The sequence below is a fragment of the Vogesella oryzagri genome (assembly GCF_040148885.1).
GTDB lineage: Bacteria > Pseudomonadota > Gammaproteobacteria > Burkholderiales > Chromobacteriaceae > Vogesella > Vogesella oryzagri.
In genome coordinates this window covers 338,570-354,490 of record NZ_JBEFLD010000005.1, presented here as the reverse complement: position 1 = coordinate 354,490, position 15,921 = coordinate 338,570, and the positions used below count along the sequence as shown (strand labels likewise).

Sequence of the window (15,921 nt, the reverse complement as noted above, 5' to 3'; positions counted from 1 at the left end):
CTCGCCGCCATGGAACATGAACTCGACTATCTGGAAAGCCGTGTCGCCGCGCTGATTGCGCGCCTGCACGAGCTGGATGCGCAAAACAGTCGCCTTGCCGCCGCGCTGGGCGAATCGCTGCGCGACAATGCCGAGCTGAAGTTTGCGCTGGAAGAAACCCGCCACCGCGTGGCCGCGCTGATGGAGCGGCTGCCCAAGGAGGAAGAGGCATGAGCGATGTGGTTCAGGTCGACGTGACCCTGCTGGGGCGTCAGTTCACCATCGGCACGCCCAGTGATGAGCGCGCCACGCTGGAGCAGGCGGTGCGTCTGCTGGCCGACAAGATCGACACCATTCAGGCCGGTGGCCGGGTGATGGACGCCGACAAGGTGGCGATCATGGCGGCACTGAATATCGCCCACGATCTGCTGAAGGTAAAAGTTGGTGATGGTGGCTTGGAGATGGCCACAATCCAGCGTAAAATACACACCATGAGCGAGGCAGCCGATCAGGCGCTGTCCGCCAGTCAGCAAAAGCTGTTCTAGCCGCTGCTGACGATACAGAACATTCGTTTACCCCCTGCGGTGTTCGAGAAGGCTCCTAAATTCCTTTGTACCAATGCGTTCGCTTTGGTTGCTAGTAGAAGTTGCAGGTGTGCCGCGCCCCTCGTGGGTGTGCCCGAAGCAGCGTGCAGGCGACCCCCTGGAAACAGGGTACAAGCGAATTTTGCCGGATCGACACTCGCGGGGGACTCCCATCCCCCGGCCAAGTCTGCCTCATGACTGTTAATCATCCCGTTGCCGACAAACAGGCGTTACGCCGCTTGGTGCGCCGCGCGCGCATGGCGTTGACGCCGCAACAGCGCGCGGCCGCGATGCGCGCGGTGACGCGGCATGCCTCCCGTTTTCTGCGCCGCGACAAGCGTATCGGTGCCTATCTTGCCGCCGGCTCCGAACTCGATCTGGATGTGCTGATCAGTACCGCCTTGTGGCGCGGCAGCAATATCTTCCTACCGCAGATTCCGGCCGGTAGCCGCCGGCTGTGGTTTAGCCGGCTGGGTGGCGAGCGGCGCTGGTACCAGCATCCGCGCTACGGCATTGCCGAGTACGATGGCGTCTGCCTGCGGGCGGAGAAGCTGGACGTGCTGTTTGTGCCGTTGCTGGCGGTAGATGAGCAGGGCTACCGCATGGGGCAGGGTGGCGGCTTTTACGACACCACGCTGGCCTTCCGTCAGCGCCATCCCTTGTGGCGCCGCCCGGTGCTGATCGGTGTGGCCTATGACTGCCAGCGCGTGGCGCGCGTGCCGCGCGAGTCGTGGGATGTGCGTCTGGACTACCTGGTGACCGAGAGCGGGCTCTACCGCTTCCGCTGAATGCTGTCGCATTCGGTCACATAGCCGCACACTTTTCGTAACGATAACTGCGCCGCAGTCTGATAGGCTGAAACTGTCATTTCACAGGAGTCGCCCGATGAAAAGCGATTGGCACAAAAAGGCACTGTTGGCCGCCATCAGTCTGTCCCTGGTGGGCATGCCGGTGTTGGCCGCCCCGCCGGAAGGCAAGGGCAATAACGGTAACCATGGTCAGGACGACGGCTATGGCAAGACGGTGATCCTGTCGGGGCAGCAGCATGGCAAGTCGCATGGCAAGCCCGAGCACGGCCAGCGCCACGACAAACAGAGCAAACACAGCACTGGTGAGCAGCGCTATCAGCGTGGCGGCATCAGCGTAACCGACGCCCGCCGCTTCGCTTACGAGTCGCATCTGGACTACCGCGATTACCGCGCGCTGCCGCCGGGCATCCGCATGAACCTGGCTCGTGGCAAACCGCTGCCGCCGGGGATTGCCAAGCGGCAGGTGCCGCACGACCTGCTGGTGCGCCTGCCACAGCACCCGGGCTACGAATGGCAGGTGGTGGGAACCGACCTGTTGCTGGTCACCGTCGGCACCTTGATCGTGCACGAGATACTGAAAGACGTGTTCCTGCACTAAGCAGCGCTATCGTCCCCAGTTACAAGGCCGCCCGGCATGCCGGGCGGCCTTGTCGTTTTCCGGCGCGCAGGTCTGGCGGGCGGCTGGCCAAAAGGGATGACGGCCGCGGCTGCTGGCGGGGATAATGCCGGCATTGTTGCAATCACAGGGCTGGCGGCGATGCCAGCCGACGGAGAGAGCCATGCGCTACTGGCTGATGAAGTCCGAGCCGGACGAGGTGGGCATCGACCACCTGGCGGCCAACCCTGACAAGCTGTTCGAATGGACCGGCGTGCGCAATTACCAGGCCCGCAATTTCATGCGCGACGGCATGCAGCCGGGCGACTTGCTGCTGTTCTGGCATTCCTCCTGCCCCGAGCCCGGCATCGCCGGCATCGCCGAGGTGGCGACCGCCGCACATGCGGATTCCAGCCAGTTCGATGCCGCCAGCCCGTATCACGATGCCAAATCCGACCCGGCCAATCCGCGCTGGCTGTGCGTGGATGTGCGCTTTGTGAAGAAGACGCGGCTGGTGTCGCCGCAAGAGCTGCGCCAGCACCCGCTGCTGGCCGAGATGAGGGTGCTCAAGCGCGGCAACCGCTTGTCGATTACCCCGGTGACGGCAGAGGAGTGGACCTACCTGCACGAGGTGGTGCTCTGATGCTGTCGTTGACTATGTTTGCGGTATTGCTGGCTTTCGGTGCCGTGGCCGGCTTTCTGGCCGGCCTGCTCGGCGTCGGCGGGGGGCTGGTGATCGTGCCGGTGGTGGTGGGCGTGCTGGAGGCGGCGCATCTGGGCGGCAACCACGTGCAGCACCTGGCGGTGGGCACCTCGCTGGCGGTGATGGTGTTCACCAGCTTTTCCAGCGTGCTAGCACACCACAAGAAGGGGGCGGTGGACTGGCGCATCGTGCGCGGCATGGCGCCGGGCATGGTGCTGGGCACCTTTGGCGGCAGCCTGCTGGCCAGCCTGATTCCCAGCCATGAACTGCGCTGGTTCTTCGTGCTGTATGCCTACGTGATTGGCGCGCAGATGTTCTTCGGCGCCAAGCCGGCAGCCAGCCGCGAGATGCCGGGCCAGGTCGGGCAAAGCGCCGCCGGCGGCGTCATCGGCATGGTGTCCAGCTGGGTGGGCATCGGCGGCGGCTCGATGAGCGTGCCGTTCATGGGCTGGTGCAATGTGCCGGTGCACACCGCCATTGCCACCAGCGCCGCGCTGGGCTGGCCGATCGCGATCTCCGGCGCTATCGGCTACCTGGCCAGCGGCTGGCAGCAACCCGGCCTGCCGTGGGGCGCCGCCGGCTTTGTCTATCTGCCGGCAATGCTGGCGCTGATGCTGATGACGGTGCTGCTGGCGCCGCTGGGCGCGCGTGCGGCGCATGCGCTGCCGGTGGCCAAGCTGAAAAAGGCCTTTGCCGTGCTGATGGTGGTGATGGCCAGCCAGATGCTGCTCGGACTGCTGCGGCAGGGCTGAAAACCCGCCGGCCATGTTGCAGGGTTGGCCGCAAGGTCAGCCCTGCTGCTTTTTTGGGCAAGGGCAATGGTGTAGCTCCTCGCCGCCGCTGCCATGCGTCGTTATAATGGGCCGATTGATTTTGCTCGCCATTTTTCGCCTTTCTCAGACAAAGAACATCATGCAAGAACATTACAGCCCGCGCGAGATCGAAACCGCCGCGCAACAGAAATGGCAGAAAACCGCAGCCTTCAAGGCGGTGGAAGATACCTCGCGTCCCAAGTACTACGCGCTGTCCATGTTCCCGTACCCGTCCGGCAAGCTGCACATGGGCCACGTGCGCAACTACTCCATCACCGACGTGCTGGCGCGCTTCAAGCGCCACCAGGGCTTCAACGTGCTGCAACCGATGGGCTGGGACGCCTTCGGCCTGCCGGCCGAGAACGCGGCGATGAAGAACGGCGGCGCGCCGGCGGCGTGGACCTACGCTAACATCGAGTACATGAAGAAGCAGCTGGACAGCCTGGGCTTTGCGCTGGACTGGGAGCGCGAGCTGGCCACCTGCAAGCCGGACTACTACCGCTGGGAACAGTGGCTGTTCACCCGCCTGTTCCAGAAGGGCGTGATCTACAAGAAAAACGGCGTGGTGAACTGGGACCCGGTGGACCACACCGTACTGGCCAACGAGCAGGTGGTGGATGGCCGCGGCTGGCGCTCCGGCGCGCTGGTGGAAAAGCGCGAAATCCCGATGTACTACTTCGCCATCACTCGCTACGCCGACGAGCTGCTGAACGATCTGGACAAGCTGGATGGCTGGCCGGAACAGGTCAAGACCATGCAGCGCAACTGGATCGGCAAGAGCTTCGGCGCCGATGTCACCTTTGCCTATGACCAGGCCAGCATCGGCCACGGCGGCGAGATGAAGGTGTACACCACCCGTCCGGACACGCTGATGGGTGCCACTTATGTGGCAGTGGCTGCCGAGCATCCGCTGGCCACCCAGGCCGCGGCCGGCAATGCCGAGCTGGCGGCCTTCGTCGCCGAATGCAAGAAGGGCGGCGTGTCCGAAGCCGACATCGCCACCCAGGAAAAACGCGGCATGGATACCGGCCTGTTCGTGATCCACCCGCTGACCGGTGCCAAGCTGCCGGTATGGGTAGCCAACTACGTACTGTGGGGCTATGGCGAAGGCGCAGTGATGGCGGTGCCGGCACACGACGAGCGCGACTTCGAGTTCGCCAACAAGTACAGCCTGCCGATCAAGCAGGTGTACCGCAAGGCCGACGGCGACGACGGTTTTGATGCGGCCAACTGGCAGGAGTGGTACGGCGCTAAGGAAGGCCTGATCACCGTCGGCAGCGGCAAGTACGACGGTCTGGATTTCAGCGCCGCCTTCGACGCCATCGTTGCCGACCTGGAAGCCAAGGCTGCCGGCGCCAAGAAAACCCAGTACCGCCTGCGCGACTGGGGCATCAGCCGCCAGCGCTACTGGGGCTGCCCGATCCCCATCATCCACTGCCCGTGCTGCGGTGACGTGCCGGTGCCGGAAAAAGACCTGCCGGTAGTGCTGCCGGAGAACGTGATTCCGGATGGCGCCGGCAGCCCGCTGGCCAAGATGCCGGAATTCTACGAAACCAGCTGCCCGAAGTGTGGCGGCGCCGCCAAGCGCGAAACCGACACCATGGACACCTTCGTGGAGTCCAGCTGGTACTACGCGCGCTACGCCAGCCCGCAGTGCGACACCGCGATGCTGGACAAGCATGCGGCCAACTACTGGCTGCAGGTGGACCAGTACGTGGGCGGCATCGAACACGCCATCCTGCACCTGTTGTACGCGCGCTTCTTCCACAAGCTGATGCGTGACGAAGGCCTGGTGGACAGCGACGAGCCGTTCAAGAGCCTGCTCACCCAGGGCATGGTGGTGTGCGAAACCTTCCACCGTGACCTGCCCAACGGCGCCAAGGACTGGATCGCGCCGCAGGACGTGGTGCTGGAGCGTGACGGCAAGGGCAAGATCATTGCCGCTACCCACCGCGTGGACGGCCAGCCGGTGCAGATCGGCGGCATCGAGAAGATGTCCAAGTCCAAGAACAACGGCGTGGACCCGCAGGAATTCATCGAGAAATACGGCGCCGACACCGCGCGCCTGTTCATGATGTTCGCCGCGCCGCCGGACCAGTCGCTGGAATGGTCGGACGCCGGTGTGGAAGGCGCGCACCGCTTCCTGAAGCGGCTGTGGAAAACCGCGCGCGAGCACGTGGCCGCCGGCATCACCGCGCCGTACCGCGGCGGAGAGCTGAACGCCAGCCAGAAGGAGCTGCGCTTCAAGCTGCACAGCACCATCCAGAAGGTGAGCGACGACTACGGCCGCCGCCAGCAGTTCAACACCGCCATCGCCGCGGTGATGGAGCTGCTCAATACCTACGACAAGGCCGATACCAGCGGTGACGTTGGCCGCGCCGTGGCGCAGGAAGTGCTGGAAGCCGCCACCGTGCTGCTGTCGCCGATTGTGCCGCACATCACCGATGCGCTCTGGAGTGAACTGCAGCCGGGCAGCGAGCTGCTGAACGCGCCGTGGCCGCAGGTAGACGAAGCCGCGCTGGTGAAGAGCGAGCTGGAGCTGATGATCCAGGTCAACGGCAAGCTGCGTGGCAGCATCACCGTGGCCGCCGACGCCGTCAAGGATGCCATCGAGGCGGCGGCGCTGGCGCACGACAACGTGGTGAAGTTCATGGAAGGCAAGCCGGCCAAGAAAGTCATCGTGGTGCCGGGCCGTCTGGTCAACATCGTGGTGTAACACGTCACGCGGCACTTTGGTGCCGCAACGGTTTTCCGGCGGCGCGGGCAGGCCCGCGCCGCTGTCATCTGGAAGAGATGCAATGAAACGAATGCTGCGCAACATCGCCCTGCTGGCTTGCATCGGCACCCTGTCCGCCTGCGGTTTCCAGCTGCGCGGCCTGGTCACGCCGCTGTCGCAGAGCGCGCCGTTAAGCTTCACCACCCTGCGCGTCGCCAAGGCCGGCTCGCTGGATGCCGCGCTGCAGACGGCATTGCGCCGTGATGGCCGCATCCGGTTCGAGGATGTGCAGGGCAATACCGACGCGGTGCTGAATATCGTCGCGGAAGAAGATCGCAAGGACGTGCTGGGGGTGAGTCTGGCCGGCGACGTCAACGAATACATGCTGATCTACAGTGTGTCCGCCACCATCCAGCGCCTGCAGGACGAAGTGCCGCTGCCGTTGACGGTGACCCTGCGTCGCACCATGAGCTACAGCGACTCGGTGACGCTGGGCAAGGAGCGCGAAGAGGCCTTGCTGCGCGCCGACATGCGCAAGGAAGCCGCCGAGCAGCTGGTACGCCGTCTGGGCTACCTGCCGGCAGCAAGCAAGGCCAAGGCCGATGCCGGCAAACAGCCCTGAGGCGCTGAAGGAGCAGCTGGCGCGCGCCGCGCCGGCGCCGCTGTACCTGGTGTACGGCGAGGAAGCGCTGCTGGCGCTGGAGGCCGCCGACAGCATCCGCGCCGCCGCGCGCGCCGCCGGCTACCTGGAGCGCGAGGTGCTGACGGTGGAAGGCGGCAACTTCGACTGGTCGCAGCTGACGGACGCCATGAGCAGCGTGTCGCTGTTCGCCTCGCTCAAGCTGTTAGAAATCCGCATTCCCGGTGGCAAGCCCGGCACCGAGGGCGGCGAGGCGCTGCAGCAGCTGGCGGCCAGGCTGCCGCAGGACACCATCACCCTGATCCAGCTGCCCAAGCTGGACAAGACGCAGCAGAAAAGCAAATGGTTCACCGCGCTGGAAAAGGTGGCGGTACTGGTGGAGGCGCGGCCGGTGGGCCGCAGCGAGCTGCCGGCGTGGATCGCGCGGCGGCTGAAGCTGCAGGGCCAGACGCTGAGTCACGAAGCGGCCACCTTCTTTGCCGACCGGGTGGAAGGCAATCTGTTGGCGGCCAAGCAGGAAATCGACAAGCTGGCGCTGCTGCATCCACCGGGCGAGCTGACGCTGGAGCAGCTGCGCGCGGCGGTGGCCAACGTGGCGCGTTTCGACGTGTTCCACCTGTCGGAAAGCTGGTTGTCCGGTGACGTGGCGCGTGCCACGCGCATGCTGGACGGGCTGGAAGCGGAAGGCGAGGCGCCGGTGCTGGTGTTGTGGTCGTTTACCGAGGACGTGCGCATGCTGATCAAGCTGGGGCGCGGCCTGCAGGAGGGGCGTACCGTGCGCGACATGGCGAATGAGCTGCGACTGTGGGGCGACAAGCAGCGGGTGGCGGAGCCGGCGCTGAAGCGCATCGGCGGCAAGCAGCTGATGGCGGCGCTGGCGGAATGCGCGCGCATCGACCGCCAGATCAAGGGCGTGGAGCCGGGCGAGGCATGGCACAGCCTGAAACGGCTGGCGGCCAGGTTGGCCGCACGCTGAGCAGTGCGCAGCAAAAAGCCCGGAGCGATCCGGGCTTTTTTCATGCGTGGCGGCAAAGGCTTACAGCGAAGTATCCGCCGGAATCACCAGCTTCACGCGTTGCTGCTGGTATTGCACCGGCAGTAGGCTCTGGCCGGTACGGCGTTCGTACGATGCCAGCACCTTGGCGACGTATTCGCGGGTTTCCGGGTACGGCGGAATGGTGTTGCGGTACTTGCTCACCGCGCCCTCGCCGGCATTGTAGGCGGCCAGCACCAGCGGCATGTCGCGGTTGAACAAGGCGAGCAGGAAGCGCACATAGCGCGCGCCGGCACGAATGTTTTCCACCGGGTCGCCCGGGTTGCTGGCGCCAAAGCGGCTGGCAGTGTCCGGCATCAGCTGCATCAGGCCGATGGCGCCCTTGGGCGAGATGGCCCCCGGGTTGTAGCCGGATTCGACGGTAATGATGGAGTGCAGCAGCTGTGGATCGAGCTTCTGTTCCTGCGCGATGCGGTTGATCAGCTTGTTGAACAGCGCGGCCATCTGCCGGTTGTAGCCCGGCGCGTTCACTTGCGGCATCGGCTGGCTGGGGGCGATTACCTGCGGCTGCAGCGGTGCCGGCGGCACGTCGTAGCTCAGGGTGGCACCCAGACCGGGGGCGATGGCGTCGGCGCGGACATCGTAATCGCTGCCAAGCGATAGGCTGTCGGCGGCATGAGCGGCAGGAAGCAGCATGGCGGCCAGCAGCCCGGCCAGTAGTGAGCGTGTGATCATGATGACAATAAAGAACCTGGTGGCCGCGCGGACCGATGTCTGCATATTAATAAGACAAACGCGAAATTTCCAGTAACAGATGCTTACAAATAACGCCGCCAGCATGGCGAAAACGGTAGCGGCGGGCCGGGGAAACGAGCACTGGCGCGGGCTGTACCATTAAACAGCTTGTGACAGCCCGCGGCGAATCCGACCGAAAAAACAAGCACTTGTTGCTTGCCGGCGACGCTTATTCGCGGTGGTAGGGATGGTTGTTGAGGATGGAGTAGGCGCGGTACAGCTGCTCGGCCAGCAGCACCCGCACCATGCCGTGCGGCAGGGTCATCGCCGACAGCTGCAGCATGATGTCGGCGCGCTGCTTCAGCTCCTGCGACAGGCCGTCGGCGCCGCCGATGACGATGGTGATGTCGTCGCCGCCGGCCATCCACTCCTTCATCGCCGCAGACAGCTGCACCGAGGTCCAGTTCTTGCCGCGCTCGTCCAGGATCACCAGCTTGCTGCGCGGCGGGATGGCGGCCACGATGCGCTCGTGCTCGGCGGCGATGCCCTTCTCGGCGGTGACGCCGCCGCCGCGTTTTTCCGGTTTGATCTCTTTCAGCTCGAAGCTGATGTCGCGGCCGAAGCGCTTGGCGTAGTCGCCGAAGGCCTCGTCCACCCAGCGCGGCATCTTGCTGCCCACCGCCAGTAGCGTGATTTTCATGTCGGCTTCCAAAACAAGGTTGGCCGCAGCGCCTTGCGACGATGCGGCCAACTTCGGGTCATGCGGCTAGCTTAAACGGCAGCGTTCCACGGACGGCCCACCGGGTTGAAGGACGGCTTCTGGCCGCCCCACAGCGCTTCGATGTCGTAGTAGTCGCGCACGGCCGGCAGCATCACGTGTACCACCACGTCGCCGGCATCCACCAGCACCCATTCGCCGCTTTCGTGGCCTTCGGTGCCCACCAGCTCCACGCCGGCCTCTTTCAGGGTCACGGCCACATTGTTGGCCAGTGCCTTCACCTGACGGTTGGAGTCGCCGGTGCAGACCACCAGCCGCGCGAACAGCGAGGTCAGGTTGGTGGTGTCGAGCTCGACGATATCCTTGCCCTTAACGTCTTCCAGGGCTTCGACGGCCAGTTTGGCGATGTCTTGAACTTCCATGTTTTTCCTTGCAATACGTTGCGGGACATGGCGGCAGGGCAGCGGTGGCTGCGGCCAGAGGTTCCGTAAAAGATCGGGGTGCCGCGGGACAGCGGCGATTGGCAGCACGGGCGGGTGCCCGGCGGCGGGACGCTTCAGAATCTGTGCACGATCTGCTGCGCGTCGGCGATACGGCGTTGAAACCGTCTTCGAAATGCTCATTGACTCCAGGTCAATTCCGCTTTCTCAGCCGCTTTCGCCTTGTCTCGCCCTAGCTCGCTAGATCGTGAACCCATTCATGGCGCCCCTTACCTTGCCGTACTCCGGTATAGCCGATGGCGGGTGATGTACTGCATCACCGCGGGTGCGATCAGCCCGCTGCAGTCCTCGCCGCCGGCCAGCTTGTGGCGCAGTAAGGTGGCGGAAAGGGGGACGGGGGGCAAGGTCAGGGCGCGGATTGTACCGGAAGCCGCGCTGTTTGAAAAATCAGGCACTTGCCGCCAGTACGGCTGCAGTACGGCGGGCAGGTTGGCCGCATCGAAACCGGGGCGCACCGCCACCGCGATATTGGCCAGCTGCAGAATGTGCTGCCAGCGCTGCCAGCCGGGCAGCTGGTGCAGCGAGTCGCCGCCGATCAGCAGCCACAGCTGGCAAGCCGGCCCCAGCTCGGCGCGCAGTTCTTCCAGCGTTTCCACGGTGTAGGCCGGGCGGCTGCGCCGCACCTCGCGGTCGTCGGCCTGCCAGCCGGCGCGGCCGGCAATGGCCAGCTGCACCATGGCCAGCCGCTGTTCGGCGCTGGCCTGCGGCCCGCTGTCGCGGTGGTAGGGATTGCCGGCCGGGATCAGCCGCAGCTCGTCCAGCCGGCACTGCGCGACGAAGGCTTCCGCCATGCGCAGGTGGGCGGCATGGATCGGGTCGAAGGTGCCGCCGAACATGCCGACGCGGCGCATGGCAACAGCGGCAGCCCCGCTGTGCGCAGGTGCTGCCGCTGTCGGCTGCTGCTTGCCGCTGGACATCAGGCCTGCGGCAGGTTGCCGTCGATGATCAGGTCCAGCTTGCCGGTGGCCGGATGGATCACCAGGCCGTGCACCGGAATGTCTTTCGGCATCAGCGGGTGGCTGCGGATGGTGGCCACGGTATGGCGCACGCTGTCCTGCACGTTGTCGAAGCCTTTCAGCCAGGCATCCAGGTCGATGCCGGCGCCACGCAGGGTGGCGATGGTCTCGGCGGACACGCCGCGTTCCTGGGCATTGGCCAGGATGCGGTTCGGGTCGATGGCGCGCATGCCGCAGTCGTGGTGTGCCACCACGCAGATTTCTTCGGCGCGCAGCTCGTAGACGGCAATCAGCAGGCTGCGCATCACCGAGCCCCACTGGTGGGTAACCAGCGCGCCGGCGTTCTTGATCAGTTTGGCATCGCCGTTTTTCAGGCCCATGGCCTTGGGCAGCAGCTCTACCAGGCGCGCATCCATGCACGCCAGCACCGCCAGGTTCTTGTCCGGAAATTTGTCGGTTTCGAATTGTTCGTACTCGCGTGCCTCGACAAAGGCACGGTTGTGATCCAGCAGGCTGTTTAGCAGGCCCATGGTGTACTCCTGTTCAATTGCCTGCCCGCGGCTAGCGGGTGGCGGCAGGGATTGGTGCGTTTGCTCGATTTTGGTCGGGCGCCATGCTACCACGACCACGGCGCACGCCAACCCCGTGCGCTATGAGGATTTCGCCACTGCCTTGCGGAAGGTCAGCTGGGTCTTGATATGACTGTAGCCTTCGCGCTGGTAGAAGCGATGCGCATCAAGGCGATGCTCGGCGCAGCGCACGCTGACCTCGGCCACGCCGCGCGCGGCGGCCCAGGCTTCGCAGGCGGCCAGCAGCCGCGCACCCAGCCCCTGGCCGCGGCAGTCGGCGGCCACCACCAGGCCGCCCACTTCCACACAGCTGTCGGATTCCAGCAGCGGTCGCAGATAACCGTGAATCCAGCCGCACACGCGGCCTTCTGTTTCGACCACGCAGAGCAGGTGCTGTTCCGGCGCCGCCAGCAGCACGCTCAGCCGCGCGGCCAGGGTGGCGCTGTCGGTCGGGTAGCCCAGTGCGGTGGCCAGGGTGGCGAGGGCGGCGGCATCGGTGGCGCGGGCCGGGCGCAGGATCGGGGGCATGGGCGGTCTCCGTTGCAAGGTTGGCCGCAGTGTCGCCGCGCGCGGCGCGGCTGACCAGTGGCCGTCAGGCCGGGTGGATGGCGATGCCGCGCGCCTGCAACTGCTGCCGCAGCAGGCGGGCGAAGGCCAGCGCGTGGGCGCCGTCGCCGTGCAGGCACACGCTGTCGGCGCGCAGCGCGATGCGGTGGCCGTCCAGGCTGTGCACGCTGCCGTGTTGCACCAGCTGCAGCGTCTGCGCCAGCGCGCGGTCGGCATCCGCAATGACGGCGCCGGGTGTGTCGCGCGGCGCCAGGCTGCTGTCGGCCAGATAGCCGCGGTCGGCGAACACTTCTTCGATCGCGATCAGGCCGTGGCGGCGGGCGGCGGCGGTCAGCTCGCTGCCGGCCAGCCCCATCAGCTTCAGTGCCGGGTCGAAATCGCGTACCGCGGCGGCGATGGCATCGGCCAGCACCGCGTCGCGCGCCGCCTGGTTGTACAGCGCACCATGCGGTTTGACGTGCGCCAGCCGGCCGCCTTCTTCCGCCACGATGGCGGCCAGTGCGGCCAACTGTGCGCTGATGTCGGCATGCACCTGCGCCGGCGTGCGCTGCATGGCGCTGCGGCCGAAGTTGTTGCGGTCGGGAAAGCTGGGATGCGCGCCGATGGCCACGCCGAGCGCCAGCGCGGCGCGCACCGCGGCACGCATGGTGGCGGCATCGCCGGCATGCCAACCGCAGGCGATATTGGCGGAGCTGACGCAGGCCAGGATGGCGGCATCGTCGCCGCAGCCTTCGCCCAGATCGGCATTCAGGTCGATGTGCATTACTGTGTTCCGGTTAAAGGGCGGGTAGCTGGCCGCTGCCCCAGGCCGCCAGTTCGAAGCGGCGCCAGTCGCGCAGCCACAGTTCGCGCGCGGCGCGGGCGGTGGCCAGGTCGCATTCCACGAAGTGTAGCCGGCTGCCGGGGCGCGCCTGCGCCAGCAGCCACAGGTCGGCGTCGATCACGCTGGCGATGCGCGGGTAGCCGCCGGTGGTCTGGGCATCGGCCAGCAGCACGATGGGCTGGCCGCCGGGTGGCACCTGCACCACGCCGGGCAGTACCGCGTGAGACAGCAGCTCGCCGCTGTGGTTGCGCACCAGCGGCGTGCCCTGCAGCCGGTAGCCCATGCGGTTGCTGTGCGGGCTGACCGTCCATGGTTGCTGCCACAGCGCCTGGCGGCTGGCGGCGTCGAATTCATGATATTCCGGGCCGGGGAGGGCGCGCAGCAGCGGCTGCCACGGCCGCTGGCGCACGCCTAGCCGGCCCAGCTGCTGGCTGGCGGCGCCTTGCGGCAGCCGGTCGCCGGCCTGCAGCGCGCGGCCGTGATGGCCGCCGTAGCCGGCCTTGAGGTCGGTGGCGCGCGCGCCCAGCACCAGCGGCATATCGATGCCGCCGTCCACGCACAGGTAGGCGTGCATGCCGTGGCGGGCGCCGGCCAGGCGCAGCACTTGGCCGGCACGGCAGGGCTGGCGCCAGCCGCACCAGGCTGGTTCGCCGTCCAGCGTGGCGTCGAAGTCGGCGCCGGTCAGCGCGAAGCAGCCGTCGCGGCCAAAGCGGATCTCCACCGGGCCCAGTGCGATTTCCAGCGCGGCCAGGTTGGCCGCATTGCCCAGCAGGCGGTTGCCCAGCAGCAGCGCCGGCACATCCAGCGCGCCGTTCTGCGCAATGCCGAGGTGGCGCCGGCCGTGGCGCCCCAGATCCTGCACCGTGGTCTGGATGCCGGGGCGGATGATCTCAAGCATGCGTGTCCTCCAGCGGCTGGAAGCGCACGCGGTCGCCCGGCCGCAGCAGCGACGGCGGCTCGCGTTGCGGGTCGAACAAGGTCAGTTCGGTGTGGCCGATCAGCTGCCAGCCGCCGGGGCTGCAGGCCGGGTAGATGCCGGTCTGCCCGCCGCCGATGCCGACGCTGCCGGCCGGCACCGTCAGCCGCGGTTCGGCGCGGCGCGGGGTGGCCAGCGCCGGCGGCAGCCCGCCGAGGTAGGCAAAGCCGGGCTGGAAGCCAAGAAAGAATACGGTGTAGCACGCGGCACAGTGGCGGGCGATCACCTCCTGCTCCGTCAAGCCGCAGTGCGCGGCTACCGCCGCCAGATCCGGGCCGTGCTCGCCGCCGTAGCGCACCGGGATGTCCAGCCGCCGCTGCGGCGGGTTGGCGCTGCCGGCTTGCTGCCACAGCGTCATCAGCAGATCCAGCACCGCCTCCGCGTCGTGGCGCGCCGGGTCCAGTACCACGGTGAGATTGTTCATCGCCGGCACGATGTCGACAAAGCCGCCGTGCGTGCGCAGCGCATCGGCCAGCCACCAGATGCGGCGCTGGCAGGCGAGGGTGGCGGGCGGCGGCGAGCTCAGCACCACGGCGCGCTCGCCCAGCAGGTGGCAGTGGACTGCGGCGTGTGTCACGGGGTTTCCTTGCCGGCTGACGGTCGCTGCCACTGTACCATCGCCACGCGGCCGGTGGCGGCGCTAGTCGATGCGGAACAGCGGGGTGCCGGTCTGCACAGCGTCACCGTCGGCCACCAGGATGGCGCGCAGCGTGCCGCTGCGTTCAGCCTCGATGGCGTTCATCAGCTTCATCGCCTCGATGATGCACAGCGTGTCGCCGGCTTGCACCTGCTGCCCCGGCTGCACGAACGCCGCCGCACCGGGCGCCGGTGCCAGGTAGCAGCTGCCGGGCATCGGTGCGCACTGGGTGTGCTGCTCGGCGACGCTGGGCGCCGGCGCCGCGGGCGCGACGGCCGTCAGTTGCGGGGCATTGATGGCGGTGGCCATGGCGGGGTAGAGGGCTGGCGCCAGGGTGGCGCTGCAGCCGCGGCGGATGCGGACCTGTTCGCCGCCGACGCTGATGTCCAGTTCGGTGACGCCGGAATGCTGCACCAGCTGGATCAGTTGCTTCAGTTTGCGTAGTTCCATGCGCTCTCGCTTCGTTGCGGCCAACCGTACTCGGGCGGCGGCCGCTGCCATAGTGCCGCATTAGTGCGCGCGCTTTGTTGGCAGTATGTATCAGTGTCGACATGCAGACGCCGCCAGCGGGCGGCGGCGTTCACCAGCGGGAATGGTGGTCTTCGGTGACGCCGGCCAGTGCGGTGACCGGGTAGACGGCACCGGTCTGCGGGTGGCGCAGCCGGCCGTCGAAGCGCCCCACCGGCTGGATGTAGCGGCTGGCGGCCAGCAGCAGATTCTTGTCGCCGCGGCGGGCGCCTTCCGGGGTAAAGCGCAGCGCCACCGCGCCATCGCTGCTGTGGATCTGCCACGGCGCCAGCGGGTTGGCCGCATCGAAATCGAACTGCACGGCGCTGACCCGCCACGGCACGCCGTCCAGCCAGATGGCGTTTTCCGCGTCGCCCATATAGCCGGCCTGCAGGTTGAAACCCAGCGGCCCGGCATGGGCGCTGGCCCATTGCCAGCGGGTGTCGCGTGCCAGCAGGCCGTTGGAGGCATCCAGGCTGGCGTGGCAGCCATCCAGCAGCCAGCGCTCGCCGCCGCACTCGGCAAAGCCGCTGCAGTGCAGCGCGCCGCTCTTGTGGGTGGCGTGCGCCTGCCAGTTGGCCGGGGCAATGGCGGCCAGCACGCTGTCGGCGGCGGGCAGCGCGATGTGCGCCGCCAGTTTCAGTTCGCGGGTATTGATGGTGAGTTCCAGCCGCTGGCCGGCATGGCGGAAGGCGATGCAGTCGCTGCCACGGCGGAAGGTGGCGTCGCCGAAGGCGCGGTCTTCCAGCCGGGTGGACAGCAGCGGCAGGCCGGTGGCGTCGAAGCTGGCCAGCAGCGTGCCGCGGCGGCGGTCGAACAGGTAGGCGAAGGCGCTGCCGGCCCAGCCGACATCTACTACCGCCACGCCGATAAAGTAGTCGGCATGGGCAAAGGCGGCGTATTGCCAGCGCTTGTGGTGCAGCTTGCGCGTCAAACGACGCCCCAGCGGCAGCTGCAGCGCGTGCCAGGACAGCTCCGGCACGATGCCGCGGTACATGCCGAAGGCCGGAATGCCGCGTTCGTGCACCAGCCGCGGCGGGGCCGCGGGCAGTAGGGTTGGCGCCATGCGGGTGGGCGGCCAGGCTCCGCCCGTGGTGTGAT

General features: G+C 67.0%; 20 protein-coding genes and 1 other RNA gene. 10 read left to right on the top strand and 11 right to left on the bottom strand.

The window, feature by feature from the left end; all coding sequences use genetic code 11:
• Positions 1–9 precede the first annotated feature (9 nt).
• From ABNW52_RS11835 to holA, 10 genes are all read left to right on the top strand, one after another.
• Complete coding sequence (locus ABNW52_RS11835) at positions 10–213, top strand: hypothetical protein (RefSeq protein ID WP_349587950.1); 204 nt, start codon at positions 10–12, stop codon at positions 211–213.
• Positions 210–524, top strand: a complete 315-nt coding sequence (locus ABNW52_RS11830) for a cell division protein ZapA (RefSeq protein ID WP_349587947.1) — start codon at positions 210–212, stop codon at positions 522–524. The genes ABNW52_RS11835 and ABNW52_RS11830 overlap by 4 nt, the downstream gene beginning before the upstream one ends.
• Positions 525–552: 28 nt before the next feature.
• Positions 553–733, top strand: a non-coding RNA gene (ssrS, locus tag ABNW52_RS11825) — 6S RNA.
• A 24-nt stretch (positions 734–757) separates the two neighbouring features.
• The gene (locus ABNW52_RS11820; protein WP_349587944.1) at positions 758–1,351 is read left to right on the top strand and encodes a 5-formyltetrahydrofolate cyclo-ligase; all 594 of its coding nucleotides are present in this window, start codon (positions 758–760) and stop codon (positions 1,349–1,351) included.
• 97 nt (positions 1,352–1,448) lie between these two features.
• Positions 1,449–1,970 carry an anti-virulence regulator CigR family protein gene (locus ABNW52_RS11815; protein WP_349587943.1) on the top strand — a complete coding sequence of 174 codons (522 nt, stop codon included), beginning with the start codon at positions 1,449–1,451 and terminating at the stop codon, positions 1,968–1,970.
• A 181-nt stretch (positions 1,971–2,151) separates the two neighbouring features.
• Entirely contained in the window at positions 2,152–2,610 is a 459-nt protein-coding gene (locus ABNW52_RS11810; protein ID WP_349587940.1) for an EVE domain-containing protein, read from the top strand.
• Positions 2,610–3,422, top strand: coding sequence for a sulfite exporter TauE/SafE family protein (locus ABNW52_RS11805; RefSeq protein ID WP_349587937.1), 813 nt, complete (start codon positions 2,610–2,612; stop codon positions 3,420–3,422). The genes ABNW52_RS11810 and ABNW52_RS11805 overlap by 1 nt, the downstream gene beginning before the upstream one ends.
• A gap of 160 nt (positions 3,423–3,582) precedes the next feature.
• The gene (leuS, locus tag ABNW52_RS11800; protein WP_349587934.1) at positions 3,583–6,198 is read left to right on the top strand and encodes a leucine--tRNA ligase; all 2,616 of its coding nucleotides are present in this window, start codon (positions 3,583–3,585) and stop codon (positions 6,196–6,198) included.
• 82 nt (positions 6,199–6,280) lie between these two features.
• Entirely contained in the window at positions 6,281–6,820 is a 540-nt protein-coding gene (locus ABNW52_RS11795; protein WP_349587931.1) for an LPS-assembly lipoprotein LptE, read from the top strand.
• Positions 6,801–7,814, top strand: a complete 1,014-nt coding sequence (gene holA / locus ABNW52_RS11790; RefSeq protein ID WP_349587928.1) for a DNA polymerase III subunit delta — start codon at positions 6,801–6,803, stop codon at positions 7,812–7,814. Before ABNW52_RS11795 ends, holA begins: the two co-directional genes overlap by 20 nt.
• Positions 7,815–7,874: 60 nt before the next feature.
• Here the strand turns inward: holA and ABNW52_RS11785 are convergent, their stop codons facing one another.
• From ABNW52_RS11785 to ABNW52_RS11735, 11 genes are all read right to left on the bottom strand, one after another.
• Positions 7,875–8,567, bottom strand: coding sequence for a lytic transglycosylase domain-containing protein (locus ABNW52_RS11785; RefSeq protein ID WP_349587925.1), 693 nt, complete (start codon positions 8,565–8,567; stop codon positions 7,875–7,877).
• A gap of 229 nt (positions 8,568–8,796) precedes the next feature.
• Positions 8,797–9,267: a 23S rRNA (pseudouridine(1915)-N(3))-methyltransferase RlmH gene (gene rlmH / locus ABNW52_RS11780; RefSeq protein ID WP_349587922.1), complete on the bottom strand. Its 471-nt coding sequence runs from the start codon at positions 9,265–9,267 to the stop codon at positions 8,797–8,799.
• Between the two features lie 71 nt (positions 9,268–9,338).
• Positions 9,339–9,707 carry a ribosome silencing factor gene (gene rsfS, locus ABNW52_RS11775; RefSeq protein WP_349587919.1) on the bottom strand — a complete coding sequence of 123 codons (369 nt, stop codon included), beginning with the start codon at positions 9,705–9,707 and terminating at the stop codon, positions 9,339–9,341.
• A 287-nt stretch (positions 9,708–9,994) separates the two neighbouring features.
• A complete protein-coding gene (gene nadD / locus ABNW52_RS11770; protein ID WP_349587916.1) occupies positions 9,995–10,702 on the bottom strand; it encodes a nicotinate-nucleotide adenylyltransferase in 708 nt (235 codons plus the stop codon).
• Positions 10,702–11,271 (bottom strand): beta-class carbonic anhydrase, encoded by a 570-nt coding sequence (locus ABNW52_RS11765; RefSeq protein ID WP_349587914.1) that lies wholly within the window; start codon positions 11,269–11,271, stop codon positions 10,702–10,704. Before ABNW52_RS11765 ends, nadD begins: the two co-directional genes overlap by 1 nt.
• Before the next feature lie 120 nt (positions 11,272–11,391).
• Entirely contained in the window at positions 11,392–11,838 is a 447-nt protein-coding gene (locus tag ABNW52_RS11760; protein WP_349587911.1) for a GNAT family N-acetyltransferase, read from the bottom strand.
• A 64-nt stretch (positions 11,839–11,902) separates the two neighbouring features.
• Positions 11,903–12,640, bottom strand: a complete 738-nt coding sequence (pxpA, locus tag ABNW52_RS11755) for a 5-oxoprolinase subunit PxpA (protein ID WP_349587908.1) — start codon at positions 12,638–12,640, stop codon at positions 11,903–11,905.
• Positions 12,641–12,653: 13 nt separating this feature from the next.
• Entirely contained in the window at positions 12,654–13,598 is a 945-nt protein-coding gene (locus ABNW52_RS11750) for a 5-oxoprolinase subunit C family protein (RefSeq protein WP_349587905.1), read from the bottom strand.
• Positions 13,591–14,253: a 5-oxoprolinase subunit PxpB gene (gene pxpB / locus ABNW52_RS11745; protein WP_386107775.1), complete on the bottom strand. Its 663-nt coding sequence runs from the start codon at positions 14,251–14,253 to the stop codon at positions 13,591–13,593. The genes ABNW52_RS11750 and pxpB overlap by 8 nt, the downstream gene beginning before the upstream one ends.
• 63 nt (positions 14,254–14,316) lie before the next feature.
• Entirely contained in the window at positions 14,317–14,763 is a 447-nt protein-coding gene (gene accB / locus ABNW52_RS11740; protein WP_349587902.1) for an acetyl-CoA carboxylase biotin carboxyl carrier protein, read from the bottom strand.
• A 130-nt stretch (positions 14,764–14,893) separates the two neighbouring features.
• On the bottom strand, positions 14,894–15,886 hold the full coding sequence (locus ABNW52_RS11735) for a DUF2804 domain-containing protein (RefSeq protein WP_349587899.1): 993 nt from the start codon (positions 15,884–15,886) through the stop codon (positions 14,894–14,896).
• Between the last annotated feature and the right edge of the window lie 35 nt (positions 15,887–15,921).

Excerpts from the sequence above, each read along its gene's own strand:
- rlmH (WP_349587922.1), bottom strand. The coding sequence starts at position 9,267 with ATGAAAATCACGCTACTGGCGGTGGGCAGCAAGATGCCGCGCTGGGTG.
- accB (WP_349587902.1), bottom strand. The coding sequence starts at position 14,763 with ATGGAACTACGCAAACTGAAGCAACTGATCCAGCTGGTGCAGCATTCC.
- ABNW52_RS11750 (WP_349587905.1), bottom strand. The coding sequence starts at position 13,598 with ATGCTTGAGATCATCCGCCCCGGCATCCAGACCACGGTGCAGGATCTG.
- ABNW52_RS11765 (WP_349587914.1), bottom strand. The coding sequence starts at position 11,271 with ATGGGCCTGCTAAACAGCCTGCTGGATCACAACCGTGCCTTTGTCGAG.
- ABNW52_RS11810 (WP_349587940.1), top strand. The coding sequence starts at position 2,152 with ATGCGCTACTGGCTGATGAAGTCCGAGCCGGACGAGGTGGGCATCGAC.
- ABNW52_RS11795 (WP_349587931.1), top strand. The coding sequence starts at position 6,281 with ATGAAACGAATGCTGCGCAACATCGCCCTGCTGGCTTGCATCGGCACC.
- ABNW52_RS11835 (WP_349587950.1), top strand. The coding sequence starts at position 10 with ATGGAACATGAACTCGACTATCTGGAAAGCCGTGTCGCCGCGCTGATT.
- ABNW52_RS11785 (WP_349587925.1), bottom strand. The coding sequence starts at position 8,567 with ATGATCACACGCTCACTACTGGCCGGGCTGCTGGCCGCCATGCTGCTT.
- ABNW52_RS11815 (WP_349587943.1), top strand. The coding sequence starts at position 1,449 with ATGAAAAGCGATTGGCACAAAAAGGCACTGTTGGCCGCCATCAGTCTG.
- ABNW52_RS11735 (WP_349587899.1), bottom strand. The coding sequence starts at position 15,886 with ATGGCGCCAACCCTACTGCCCGCGGCCCCGCCGCGGCTGGTGCACGAA.
- ABNW52_RS11805 (WP_349587937.1), top strand. The coding sequence starts at position 2,610 with ATGCTGTCGTTGACTATGTTTGCGGTATTGCTGGCTTTCGGTGCCGTG.
- ABNW52_RS11760 (WP_349587911.1), bottom strand. The coding sequence starts at position 11,838 with ATGCCCCCGATCCTGCGCCCGGCCCGCGCCACCGATGCCGCCGCCCTC.
- pxpA (WP_349587908.1), bottom strand. The coding sequence starts at position 12,640 with ATGCACATCGACCTGAATGCCGATCTGGGCGAAGGCTGCGGCGACGAT.
- holA (WP_349587928.1), top strand. The coding sequence starts at position 6,801 with ATGCCGGCAAACAGCCCTGAGGCGCTGAAGGAGCAGCTGGCGCGCGCC.
- rsfS (WP_349587919.1), bottom strand. The coding sequence starts at position 9,707 with ATGGAAGTTCAAGACATCGCCAAACTGGCCGTCGAAGCCCTGGAAGAC.
- ABNW52_RS11820 (WP_349587944.1), top strand. The coding sequence starts at position 758 with ATGACTGTTAATCATCCCGTTGCCGACAAACAGGCGTTACGCCGCTTG.
- nadD (WP_349587916.1), bottom strand. The coding sequence starts at position 10,702 with ATGTCCAGCGGCAAGCAGCAGCCGACAGCGGCAGCACCTGCGCACAGC.
- leuS (WP_349587934.1), top strand. The coding sequence starts at position 3,583 with ATGCAAGAACATTACAGCCCGCGCGAGATCGAAACCGCCGCGCAACAG.
- ABNW52_RS11830 (WP_349587947.1), top strand. The coding sequence starts at position 210 with ATGAGCGATGTGGTTCAGGTCGACGTGACCCTGCTGGGGCGTCAGTTC.